Annotated in this window: 5 protein-coding genes and 1 pseudogene; 3 read left to right on the forward strand and 3 right to left on the reverse strand. The window is 71.7% G+C overall.

The features are described 5' to 3' along the window. The first annotated feature begins 65 nt into the window (after nt 1-65). The 3 genes from J2S22_RS22745 (at nt 66) to J2S22_RS22755 (ending at nt 5,860) form a co-directional block, all read left to right on the forward strand. Nucleotides 66-2,630, forward strand: a complete 2,565-nt coding sequence (locus J2S22_RS22745; RefSeq protein WP_272779546.1) for a transglycosylase SLT domain-containing protein — start codon at nt 66-68, stop codon at nt 2,628-2,630. A 144-nt stretch (nt 2,631-2,774) separates the two neighbouring features. After that, a complete protein-coding gene (locus J2S22_RS22750) occupies nt 2,775-4,886 on the forward strand; it encodes a tetratricopeptide repeat protein (RefSeq protein ID WP_272779545.1) in 2,112 nt (703 codons plus the stop codon). 80 nt (nt 4,887-4,966) lie between these two features. Continuing rightward, nucleotides 4,967-5,860: an alpha/beta fold hydrolase gene (locus J2S22_RS22755; protein ID WP_272779544.1), complete on the forward strand. Its 894-nt coding sequence runs from the start codon at nt 4,967-4,969 to the stop codon at nt 5,858-5,860. 263 nt (nt 5,861-6,123) lie between these two features. Here the strand turns inward: J2S22_RS22755 and J2S22_RS22760 are convergent, their stop codons facing one another. The 3 genes and pseudogenes from J2S22_RS22760 to J2S22_RS22770 all read right to left on the reverse strand — a co-directional run bounded on the left by J2S22_RS22760 (nt 6,124) and on the right by J2S22_RS22770 (nt 12,443). Continuing rightward, entirely contained in the window at nt 6,124-7,572 is a 1,449-nt protein-coding gene (locus J2S22_RS22760) for a porin (RefSeq protein WP_272779543.1), read from the reverse strand. 511 nt (nt 7,573-8,083) lie between these two features. Continuing rightward, nucleotides 8,084-10,507 (reverse strand): annotated as a pseudogene (locus J2S22_RS22765) (tetratricopeptide repeat protein). Between the two features lie 229 nt (nt 10,508-10,736). Further along, nucleotides 10,737-12,443 carry a DUF4142 domain-containing protein gene (locus tag J2S22_RS22770; RefSeq protein WP_272779542.1) on the reverse strand — a complete coding sequence of 569 codons (1,707 nt, stop codon included), beginning with the start codon at nt 12,441-12,443 and terminating at the stop codon, nt 10,737-10,739. Nucleotides 12,444-12,503 lie beyond the last annotated feature (60 nt).

A 12,503-nucleotide genomic window follows, 5' to 3' on the forward strand; every position in this document is an offset into this window, starting at 1 on the left:
TTGTTAACGAGAGCGGCCGGAAGGTCGCCGGGGGCGGGTCTGGTGCTGACCAGGGGGGATGGACCGTGGTCGCTGGCAATCTACGTTTCCGGCTGCAGAGCTTTCGGCAGACCGTGTCGGGCCTCGCGCTCGCCGCGCTGATCGGCACCGCCGTGATCGGGCTCGCGCCTGCCCTCGCCGCCCCGGCGGCCGACAAGGCCACGTCCGACAAGGCCGCGACCAAGCCGACGAACGCCAAGCCCTCCGCAGCCAAGCCCTCCGCGGCCAAGCCTTCCGCGGCCAAGCCTTCCGCGGCCAAGCCTTCCGCGGCGAAGCCCTCCGCAGCGAAGACGTCGGCGGCAAAGACGGCCATGCCGAAGCCGGCGGAGAAGAGCGCCTCCGCCGCCAAGCCGGATCCCAAGAAGACCGGCGCCAAGGCGGCCGACGGCAAGAAGCCCGACTCGAAGACGGCGGACACCAAGAAGGCCAATGCCAAGTCCCCGCCCAAGGCCCAGGCGAGCGCCAAGCCGGCCGCCAAGGGATCCGCCGCCAAGGGACCGGGAGCACCGCCCCGCCCGCTGGCGCCGCCCAGCCGCTCCGCCTCGGCGGACCCGAGCGCCCCGATGGCGCTGCACGGGGCCGAGACGACGGCCTCGACCTCCGCCGCGACGCCGGTGTCCTACACGCCCGCCCCGAGCGCGAGCGAGCCGCTCGCCTATGCGCCGAGCCGGACCACCTCGAGCGCCGATCTCTCCGCCGTCAAGCAGGCCATCAATCTCGCCCGCCGCGGCCGGCCGGGCGACTCCACCGACGTCCAGCAGAGCATCTCGGATCCGCTGGCCCGCAAGCTCGCCGAATGGGCGCTGCTGCGCGCGAGCGACAACGGCGCCAGCTTCCGCCGCTACGCCGCCTTCGTCGAGGCCAATCCGACCTGGCCGAGCATCGGCATGCTGCGCCGGCGCGCCGAGAACATGATGTGGACCGAGAAGGCCGACCCGGCGGCGGTCAGGGCCTTCTTCTCCGGGCGGGAGCCGCTCGGCACCCGCGGCAAGCTCGCCCTCGCCCGCGCCCTGCTCGCCTCCGGCGATCGCGCCGGCGCCGCCAACTACGTTCGCGCGGTGTGGCGCACCGACTCGTTCGGCCGCGACCTCGAAGACGAGATCCAGGAGACCTTCCCGGGCATGGTCACGCGGGCCGACGACAAGGCCCGGATGGACCGGCGGCTCTACGACGCCGGCGACTACGAGATCGCGCTGCGGGCCGCGAACCGGCTCGGCGGCGCGGAGCCCGCGATCGCCAAGGCCCGTCACGCCGTCAACCAGAAGGCGGGCAACGCCAAGGCGCAGCTCGACGCGCTCGGCGCCCGCAACGACGTCGGCCTCGCCTTCAGCCGCATCCAGTGGCTGCGCCGCGCCGAGCAGTATCAGGAGGCGGCTCGCATCATGCTCGCCGTCCCGCGCCGGCTCGACGACGCCCACGACGCCGACGAATGGTGGATCGAGCGGCGCCTGATGGCCCGCAAGCTGATCGAGCTCGGCGACCACAGGTCGGCCTATCTGGTGTGCCGCGACGCGACGCCGCCCGAGAAGGAGAACTACCAAGTCGAGCACGAGTTCATGGCCGGTTGGATCGCGCTGCGTTTCCTCGGCGATCCGGCGACCGCCGCGAAGCACTTCGCCCGCATTCCGGCGACCGGGGTGCAGAACCCGATCTCGCTGTCGCGCGCCGGCTACTGGCTCGGCCGCGCCGCCGAGGCCGCCGGCCGGCGCAGCGAGGCGCGGGCCCATTACGAGCAGGCGGCGCGCTGGAGCACGGCCTATTACGGCCAGCTCGCCCGCGGCCGCCTCGGCCTCGGCGAGATCGCGCTGCGCCCGCCGGTCAGCCTGTCGGCCGACAAGCGCGCCGCCGTCGCCCGGCTCGAGGTGGTGCGCGCCGTGGAGATCCTCTACGCCATCGACGAGCGCGACCTCGTGATCCCGTTCGTCGCCGACCTCGCCGACCGGACGACCGACGTCGCCGCGCTGACCGCGATGGCCGAGATCGCCGCCAGGCACGACGACGCCCGCGCCGTGCTGCTGATCGGCAAGACCGCGCTCGGCAACGGCCTGCCGCTCGACCACGCCGCCTTCCCGACCATCGGCCTGCCGCGCTACTCGCCGATCGGCCCGGAGGTCGAGCCGGCGATCGTCTACGCCATCGCCCGCCAGGAGAGCGCCTTCAACCCGAAGACCGTGTCGACCGCCAACGCGCTCGGGCTGATGCAGGTGACGCCGGCGGCCGGCCGCTACATCGCCAAGAAGCACGGCGTGCCGTTCGACCAGAAGCGGCTGCTGCACGACAAGGTCTACAACGTGCAGATGGGCGCCGCCGAGCTCGGCGGCAACATCGAGGCCTACAACGGCTCCTACATCCTCGCCTTCGCGGCCTACAATGCCGGCCGCGGCCGGGTGAAGGAATGGATCGAGCGCTTCGGCGACCCGCGCGACCCCGGCGTCGACGCGGTCGACTGGGTCGAGCGCATCCCGTTCTCGGAGACGCGCAACTACGTCCAGCGCATCATGGAGAACGTGCAGGCCTACCGCATCCGCTTCGGCGGCGGCAGCAGGCTCCTGATCGAGGCCGACCTCAAGCGCGGCGGCAGCGTGAACTGAGCCGGTCGCGAAGCCGCTCCCCGGCGCGCGCGGCGCCGGGATGCCGCCCGGATTGACGCCCGTCGTTTTCTGCGCACAGTTCCGGGCCGGTGCGGCCGGGCACCGGCGCGGCCTCAGCCCGCCGCCCGGCGCCGAGAGGGCGTGATGGGCAAGAAGGCGGAACGGACGGCGGATCTCTTCGCGCAGGCGGTCGGGCTGCATCAGCGTGGCGCGGCCGGCGAGGCCGAGCGGCTCTACCGCCGCGTGCTCGACGCCGACAAGAGCCATCCCGGCGCGCTCCAGTATCTCGCCATCATCGCGGCCGGCCGCGACGACCTCGACGAGGCGATCCGGCTGCTGACGCGCTGCGCCCGCGCCCATCCGGGCTCGGCCGAGGTCCGCACCAATCTCGGCTACGCGCTCCTGCGCGCCGGCCGAGCCGACGAGGCGCTCGCCGCCTACGACGCCGCGGTGAAGGCCGATCCGGCCTATGCGATCGCCTGGTCGCATCGCGGTCACTGCCTGGCGACGCTGAACCGGCCCGACGAGGCGCTCGACAGCTACGACCGCGCCATCACGGCCGATCCCGGCTTCGCCGACGCCCACTACAATCGCGGCAACCTCCTGAACGCCCGCGGCCGCTTCGCCGAGGCGATCGCCGCCTTCGACAGATCGCTCGCGATCGCGCCGGGCCAGCCGCTGCCGGCGACCAACCGCGCCAACGCGCTGCGCGCGCTGGGCCGCCTCGAGGAGGCGCTCGCCGCGCTCGACCGGGTGGTCGCCGCGCATCCGAGGAACGCTCTCGCGTTCGCCAATCGCGGCCACGTGGCGAGCGACCTGCGGCGCTTCGACGTGGCGTTCGAGTCGTACCGGCGCGCCAAGGCGGTCGACCCGAACCACCCGCAGATCGCCGGTCCCCTCGCCTGGGCGGCGATGTCGGTGTGCGACTTCGCCGCCGCCGAGACGGCCATGGCGGCCGTGCGCGACGAGCTGCGGCTGAAGCGATCGATCGTGCAGCCCTTCATCTTCATCGCCGGCTCCGACGATCCGGCCCTGCACCGCGCCTGCGCCGAGACGCTGATCGCCATGACGATCCCGCGCGCTGCGGCGACGGTGCCGGAGGGCACGGCGGCGTTCGCGGCGCCGGAGCGGGCGCGGCTGCGCGTCGCCTACATGTCCGCCGACTATCGCCGCCATCCCACCGTGCCGCTGATCGCCGGGCTGCTCGAGCAGCACGACCGCAGCGCCTTCGAGGTGCTGGCCGTGTCGACCGGCCCCGACGACGGCGGCCCGGAGCGCCGGCGGATCGTCGCCGCCGTCGACGCGCTGATCGACCTGCAGGGCCTGTCGGACGAAGCGGCCGCCGACCTGCTGCGCGCCCGCGAGATCGACATCCTGGTCGATCTCAACGGCCACGCCCGCGGCGGACGGCTCGGGATCCTGGCGCGGCGGCCGGCGCCCGTCCAGGTCAACTATCTCGGCTATCCGGGCACGATCGGAGCCGGCTTCGTCGACTGGCTGATCGCGGACGACGTGATCCTGCCGGAGGGCTGCGAGCCGCACTACAGCGAGGCGCTCGTCCGCCTGCCCGGCTACTATGCGGCCTATCGGCCCGACGCGACCGCGCTGCCGGCGCCGCCGTCCCGGCGCGACGCCGGCCTGCCCGACGACGGCGTCGTCTTCTGCAGCTTCAACAACAGCTACAAGATCACCCGGCCGGTGTTCGACGCGTGGATGCGAATCCTCGCCGCGGTGCCGGCGAGCGTGCTGTGGCTGCTCGCCGACACGCCCGCCGTGGCGCCGAATCTGCGTCGCGAGGCGGCGGCGCGCGGCATCGATCCGGCCCGCCTCGTCTTCGCCGAGCGCGTCGACCCGGCGGCGCATCTCGCCCGCCACGCGCTCGCCGACCTGTTCCTCGACACCGCGCCGGTCGGCGCCCACACCACCGCCTGCGACGCGCTGTGGTCGGGGCTGCCGATGGTGACGTGTCCGGGACGCGCCTTCCCGTCGCGGGTCGCCGCGAGTCTCCTCACGGCCGTCGGATGCACCGACCTCGTCGCCCCGACGCTCGCCGCGTACGAGGCGCGCGCGGTCGCGCTGGCGAACGACCCCGCCACGCTGCGGGCGACGCGCGACCGGCTCGTGGCGGAACGGCCGCATCTTCCGCCCTTCGATCCGGACCGCCACCGCCGCCACATGGAGGCGGCGTACCGGGAGATGTGGGAGACGCGGCGCCGCGGGGAGCCGCCGCGCGGCATCACGATTCGGCCGGACTGACGACCGGGCTCGGGTCGTCCGCCCCACCCCATGTCCTGGCGAACGTCGTTCGCCGACCGAGCCGGCAAGCGAGGACGACCATGACCGACGACGGGTACCGGAGCCATTTCGTCACCGCCACGGACGGGCTCAGGCTGCATCTGCGCGAGTACGGCGACCGCACCCTGCCCGGCCCGCCGGTGGTCTGCCTGCCGGGGCTGACCCGCACGGCCGCCGACTTCCATCCGCTCGCCTGTGCGCTGGCGAACGATCCGGCGCATCCGCGCCGGGTGCTCGCCCTCGACTATCGCGGCCGCGGCCTCTCGGCCTACGACCCGAACCCCGACCATTACGCGATCCCGGTCGAGCTCGACGACGCCCTCACGGTGATGACCGCCTGCGAGGCGATGCCGGCCGTGCTGGTCGGCACCTCGCGCGGCGGCCTGATCACCATGGCGATGGCCGCGGTGCGGCCGACCGCCATCGTCGGCGCCGTGCTCAACGACATCGGTCCGGTGATCGAGCCGGCCGGCATCACCCGGATCAAGACCTATGTGGGCCGTGCCGGGTCGCCGTCCGGCTTCGCCGAGGGGGCCGCGGCGCTGCGCGAAAAGTTCGCCGGGGAGTTCCCGGACTGGACCGACGAGGACTGGCTCGCCATGGCGCATCGGACCTGGCGGCAGGAGAACGGCCATCTGGTGCCGACCTACGACCAGGCGATCGCCCGCGCGCTCGCCGCCTTCGACCTGTCGAAGCCGCTGCCGGACATGTGGCCGCAGTTCGACGCCCTCGGCCGTGTCCCGGTGATGGTGATCCGCGGCGGCCTGTCGGATCTGCTGTCGGAGGCGACCGTGGAGGCGATGCGCGAGCACCACCCCGGCCTCGAAGCGGTCGAGGTGCCGCGCCAGGGCCACGCGCCCGACCTCGCCGGCGACGACGTCATCGCCCGCATCGCGGCGTTCGTGGAGCGGTGCGCGGCGGCGCACGCGGGCTGATTCAGTTCCTCATCGTCATTCCGGGGCGACGCGCAGCGGCGAACCCGGAATCCAGCGGCAAGCTCAGCGTTCTGGACTGGATTCCGGGTTTGCGCTTTCGGCGCGCCCCGGAATGACCGGAGCTCGAAGCCGCTCGCGAACGAAGAGGACGACGACACGCGCCGAACGCCGCCGTGCCCGCCTGGCCAACCCTCAGCACAAAAAAAGCCCCCGGCGGAGACCGCCGGGGGCTTCGACCCGAGAAGGGTCAGACAGTCAGCCGATCACGGAACGATGTCGCGATGGACACGGAACGTGACGGACAGGATGTCCTGGTCGTCGAAGATGTAACCGGTGCGCGGAGCCTGCGAGCCGAGCTGCGGGGTGGCGCCGGTCGAGTCGCCGAACGCGGTGTTCAGCTTGGTGTAGAGGACGTCCACGCCCATGTAGAAGTCGGGGCGGATGTTCCACTGGGTGCGCGAGCCGAGCTGCCAGAACGAGAAGTCCGGATCGCACTGAGTGCTGGTGATGCGGAACGCCGTCGAGGTGTTCTGCAGGTAGCCGCAGAGCGCCGACGCGCCGGCATCGCCGTAGTCGATGTCGAAGTAGCCGCCGTAGACCGAGGTCTTCAGGGCCGGGGTCCACACGTGCTCGTACGACGCGTTGATGCCGAACACCTTCGTCAGGTCGACGCTGCCGCCGTTGGTGTAGATGCCGTCGGAGAAGAAGCCGACGCCCACGCCCTCGCCGCCGAAGCGCAGCGGGCTGCCAGTCCCCGTCGGGGTGTAGATGGCATACCGCATCGCGCCTTCGGTGTAGTTCACCTGGAACTGGAAGCTGTCACCGCGCGAGATGAAGTCGGTCTTGACGCGAGCGCCGACGCCGACCGCGAAGCCGACCTTGTCCTCGCCGTCACCGGCCGCCGTCGTCGGGATGCCGGTCAGGAAGTTGTAGGCGGCAGAGGCGTCGTGGATCGCGCCCATGACCTGGAAGGAGCCCCAGGCCTGATCGACGCGGATGTTGGCCACCACGTCCGGCCACCGCACGGTCGTGTTGTCGTTGCTCAGGTTGGCGCCGAGCGTGATCGCGTTGGTCGCGGTCGTGCTGGCGTTGAACACGCCGGTGCGGCGCGGGTTTTCGGCCGAGATCGTGGCCGACACGCCGTTGCCGAGCTGCGCCGTGTAGGCGGCGAGGTTGACGCCGGCGTCGCCGGTGTCCGAGTTCGCCCACGCGAAGTACGACACGGCCGGGCTCGAGAAGAGGTCGTAGAACGACTGAGCCTTACCGAACGTGAACCCGGCGAACTGGATGAAGCCGCGGGTCGCGTACAGCGACGACGAGCCGATGTTGTCCTGCGTGAAGCCGAGCAGCATGTACGTACGGAGCGTGCCCCACTCGGTCTGAGTGCGGGTGTCCATCGTCATGACGGCGCGGGTGCGGAGCGTCGCGTCGTTCGGGCTCGAACGGCTCTGCTCACCCACGGCGGTGCCGGTCAGCGCGCCGGTGCCGGCGTTGTCGCCGCCCGCATTGTAGTAGTACTGCGCGCGGACATAGCCGCCGATCTTGATGCAGGTGTCGGTGCCCGGGATGTAGTAGAACCCAGCGCCGTACAGCGAGCAGACCTTCACGTACTCGACCGGCTTGGCCTTGACGGGAAGATCGGCCGCCTGGGCCCCTGCAACTGCCACGAGACCTGCCGCGGAGCCGAGGAGAAGGCTTTTCACCATCTTCATCTGAAACCTCCATTCGTTTGCCTTGGGAGGGTTCCGTCTCCGGCGGGTGCATGCACCCTGGAAGGTCCCCTTAATCCCCGATCCACCCAGCGTTCCTGCCGTGTCGTGTCACCGAAAGCAGTCAGGAACTCTAGACGGGGCGACCCCGGGAATGCCCCCCTGCGTCGCGAGGTCAGATTAGCTGACGGCCCCTCGCAGGCAATAAAGAACCGGCCCGAAACCACCTCTAAGCCTCTGAATCCGGAGGGGTGTTGCCCAAACGACACGAAATCGGGAGGCACCCGGACCGGCTAGAGGACGCCGAATAAGTATTTGAACGCAATGAGTTGGGCGGCTGCCCTGAAACCGTCGCGACGATCGCGCTGCAGAGGTGCCACGGTGGCGACCGGCGGCGGTCCAGAGGCTGGAACGGTTCGAATCGAGCCTTGCGCGGCGACGTCCGGATTCGCCGTCCGCCGACCTCCGGAGCCTCTGCGGAGGGGCCTCCGAGCCGGCGGAAGGCGCGAAAGAATTACCGCTGCATGCGAAATTCCGCCGAGCTTTCAGCGGACTGCCGCCGGTCCCACATGTCCAGCAGGGCCGCCTCGAAGTCGCGGGTGAAGCCCGCGGTGTCGAACAGCGGCGCGGAGTCGCGATTCTGCGCCAACTGGGATTTCAGCGCGGCGAGGCGCTCGGGATCCCGGGCGAACGCCAGGGCGGCGGCCTCGTAGTCGGCGAGGGAGCCGGTCACCAGTTCGGGCAGCCCGACGGCCCGCAGCAGGCTCGCGCAGACCCGGCTGGGAAAGGTCGCGCCCTCGCAGGTGACGATCGGCAGGCCGCTCCACAGTGCATCGCTCGCCGTCGTGTGGGCGTTGTAGGGTAGCGTGTCGAGGAACAGGTCCGCCTGCCGGTGGCGGGCGAGGTGCTCGGCGAGCGGCGCCCGCGGGGCGAACACCAGACGGGCGGGATCGATGCCGCGACGCTTCGCCTAGGCCCGCAGATTCGCCGAGGCGAAGCGATTCTCCTCGAGCAGCCAGAGCACGCTGCCGTCGACCTGCGCGAGCAGCCGCATCCACACGTCGAATACCGCCGGCTGGATCTTGAAGCTGTTGTTGAAGCAGCAGAACACGAAGGCGCCGTCGGGCAGCCCGCAGTCGGCGCGGGTCGGTGTCCGCTCGGCGATGGCGCGGCGGTCGTCGTTGACCTGATAGGCGTGCGGCAGCCGCACCACCCGCTCCACATAGGCGGCCTCCAGGTGCTGCGGCACCACCACGCCGTCGGCGAGGACGTAGTCGACGCAATCGGACCCGAGCGTCCCGGGGTAGCCGAGATACGCGACCTGCACGGGAGCCGGCCGCCGCGCCAGGATCGGGAACCGGCAGTTCTTGGTGAGCCCCATCAGATCGATCAGGATGTCGATCTCGCGGGCCCGTACGAGGTCGGCGGCCTCCGCGTCGCTCATCGCGCCGATGTCGACCACATGATCGAACGCCGCGTCGATGCGCCGGGCGATCGCCGAGCCGGAGCGATCACCCCAGACGATCGCCGTGGTCTCGAACCGCGACGTGTCGTGATGCTCGAAGAGCCCGGCGGTCAGATGGGCGGTCGGATGATCGCGCAGGTCGGCCGAGAGATAGGCGAGGCGGATGCGCTCGTGCCGCCGCGTCCCGACATCCACCTCGGGCAGCCGCGGCACCTCCAGGCCGGCCACGAAGCTGCGGGCGCAGCGGAGCTGGTCGGCCTGCGAGAACGGCAGGAACAGGGCCACGAAGGGCTGCACCACCGGACGGTCGTCGTGCACCTGCGCCAGGACCTGGGCGACCTCGCCGTCGAGATTGCTCCAGTCGCACAGCTGCAGCTTGGCGTGCAGGCGCCCGCCGGGCCCGTAGTCGAGCGCGGGATCGGTCGCCAGGGCCTTGTCGTAGTACTCGAGGGAATAGTCGTATCGCTTCAGCGCGAAAGCGATTTCGGCGGCGAGCCGCCACGTCTCGGCGGTCGGACCGACGGCGGCCGCCCGGGCGCAGGCGGCCTCCGCCTCGTCCAGCCGGTTCAGGACGAGCAGCGCTTTCGCCCGGTGCAGCCAGGCGCGTGCCAGCGCGGCGTCCAGGGCCAGCGCGCGGTCGTAGGCCACCACGGCGCGCTCGTGCCGGGCCTGCAGGAAGAACACGTCGCCGAGCCCCACCCAGGCCTCGGCCAGATCCGGGCTGCGGGCCAGCACCTGGTCGTAGGCGGCGAGCGCCTCGGCGAAACGGCCGAGCGCCGCCAGGGTGGCCCCCTGCCCCTGCAGCGCGTCGGGCAGATCCGGCCGCAGGCTCAGCGCCCGCGCGAAGGCGGCGAGCGCCTCCTCGTGGCGCTTCTGCAGGCGCAGGATCTGGCCGCGAGCGACCCACGCCTCGGCCAGATCGGGCTTCAGCGACGCGGCCCGGTCGCAGGCGGCGAGCGCCTCCTCGTGGCGGCCGAGTTGCCCGAGCACCGCCCCGCGACCCAGATGGGCGTCGACGCAGGCCGGATCGATCGCCAGCGCCGCGTCGAGATCGGCGAGCGCCTCGTCGAGCCGTCCGAGCCCGCGCAGCACGCCGGCCCGCACGGTCCGGGTCTCGGTCACCCGCGGGTTCAGCGCCAGCGCGCGGCCGAGCTGCTCCAGCGCCTCCTGGGGCCGCTTCAGCTCGCGCAGGATCAGGCCGAGATTGTAGAGCGTGACGTCCGAATTCGGCGTCTCCCGCGCGGCGCGGCGGGCGAAACGCTCGGCTTCGGCCCAGCGCGCGAGGCGCATCAGAAGGACCGTGAGAAGGTTCAAGGCGCCGGGATGCCGGGGGCTGACGTCGAGCACCCTGCGGAAGGCGCGTTCCGCATCCACGGCCCTGCCCGCCTGCAGGGCTTCCACGGCGCGGCGAAACACGTCGTCTGCGGAGCGGGCCATGCGGAGGGTGCCTCGGCGATGTCTGAGGCCGGACATCCGACGCCGGCCGCTGCGCAGGAACCGCACCGCCAGAGCATCGTCAAGCAAAACCGCCACTTCCGGGCCGTTCCCGGGAACGGCGGTCGTCACGGACGGGACCCCGACGGACGCGGGAGCGGCGCCATCGCGCGGTGCTCGAACGCGCCATCGCGCAGTGCTCGAAAAAGGGCCGCCCGGTGGGGCGGCCCTCCTGTCGCCGGTCGACGGCGTCGCACGACGCGATTGCCTACTGCGAGATCGGCACCTCGAGGCGCGTGTTCGCCGACAGAGCGCGGTAGTTCGTGTTGGCGTTGCGGTAATCGGCCATGGCGTCGATGTCGTCGTCGCTCACGCCCTGGATCGTCAGCCGATCGCCCCGCAACCGGAACCGCTCCAGCGGAAACACGACCTGGTCCTCGCCGAAGCCGAGGAACCCACCCGAGGCGATGACGACATGGCGCCGGTTGTCGCGGTCGGCGACGACGGCCTGGATGTCGCCGAGCCGCTCGCCGCGGGCATTGTACACGTCGAGATCCGTGATCGTTTCGACCATCATGGTGCGGGTCGGCTGGCCGGCGCTGCCGGTCGTCTCTGCCTCCGCCCCGCCGAGGCGGGCGCGGGCCTTGCGCCGCTCCTCGTCGGTGGGCCGGTTGCCGGCCGCGGACTGCTGCTGCGCCTGCTGCCCGGCGGGCGACTGTCGAGCCTGGGGCTGCCGGTCGTCCTGCTGGGCCTGCTGCCGGGCTTGGGCTTGGCGTTGCTGCTGCGTCTGCTCCCGACCGGCCTGCTGCCGGCCCTGCTGGCCGCTCCGGTCACCCGCCTGCTGCTCCTCGTAGAAGACGCGCGGCTGGCCGTCGGCCTCCCGATAGACGACCTTCGGCTCGCCGGTGCGCTCGAAGCGCACGTTCGGACGGCGGCTCTCGTTGGCGATCTGCACGTTCGGATCGTCCGCCCGCCTCACGGTGACGTCCGGCCGGCCGCGCTCGACGTCCACCTGGGCCTGCTGCTGCTGGTCGGGCCTGGCGACCCGGACCTGCGGCTGCGGCTGGTCGACCTCGACGCGCGGCGGCTGCATGGCCACGTTCACGTCCGGCTGCGGCATCCGGACGACGATCTCGGGCTGCGGCTGGTCGACCGTGATGGTCGGCGGCAGCTGGCGCACCACGATCTCGGGCTGTCGCTGATCGACCGTGACCCGCGGCTGTCGCTGATCGACCGTGACCCGCGGCGATCCCTGGTCGATCTGCACGCGCGGCGGCGGCTGCCGCACCACGATCCGCGACGGATCCGCCTGGTCACCCTGATCGGCACCGGCCTGGTCGGCGCCGGTCCGGGCCTGCCGTTGCTGACCCTCGGCCTGCCGACCCTGTCCCTGCGGCCCCTGGCCCTGCTGTGCGGATCCGACCTGCTGACGCGCGATCCCCTGCTCGATCTGCCGCGCCGACTGGAGATGGTCCCGCAGGGTCGGAAGCGTCTGCCTGGCGAACTGCTGGAGCTGGCCTTCCTCGCCGCCGCGGACGAAGGACTCGTACAGCGACACCGCCTGCTCGTGCGCCTTCACCTGCATGTCGACATAGCGGCGGTCGAAGCCGGAGCCGCTGGCGTTCTGCAGCTCCTGGATCATCTGGGTGTGCTGCTGGTCGAGCGCGTCCGGGATGCTCTGGTTCTGCGCGGCGGAGCGCAGGCGCTGGCCGGCCTGGCCGTGCTCCTCGATCATCCGCTGGGCGAACTGCCGGACCTGCTCGTTCCGAGCCTTGGTGTCGGCGAGCCGGCTCGACTGGATCTCGAACAGATTGCTCACGGCCGCGCGCTGCACGAACTCGGCCGCCGGAATCGATCGCGCCTGCTGCCCCTGGGCCTGCGCACCCGGCTGCCGCGCCGTCTGCGCAGTGGCGGGGAGCGGCACCAGGGCCGTCGATGCGAGTGCGGCGGACGCAAAAAGAGTGATCGCCCTCATGTCGTTCCTCTTCGATGTTGGAATGCGTGGTCGTGAATCGGCGATACCGGATCGGAGACG

This window comes from Rhodoplanes tepidamans, assembly GCF_030813915.1.
Taxonomy (GTDB): Bacteria; Pseudomonadota; Alphaproteobacteria; order Rhizobiales; family Xanthobacteraceae; genus Rhodoplanes; species Rhodoplanes tepidamans.

Coding starts and splice junctions, on each gene's coding strand:
- J2S22_RS22755 (WP_272779544.1), top strand. CDS start 4,967: ATGACCGACGACGGGTACCGGAGCCATTTCGTCACCGCCACGGACGGG.
- J2S22_RS22750 (WP_272779545.1), top strand. CDS start 2,775: ATGGGCAAGAAGGCGGAACGGACGGCGGATCTCTTCGCGCAGGCGGTC.
- J2S22_RS22770 (WP_272779542.1), bottom strand. CDS start 12,443: ATGAGGGCGATCACTCTTTTTGCGTCCGCCGCACTCGCATCGACGGCC.
- J2S22_RS22760 (WP_272779543.1), bottom strand. CDS start 7,572: ATGAAGATGGTGAAAAGCCTTCTCCTCGGCTCCGCGGCAGGTCTCGTG.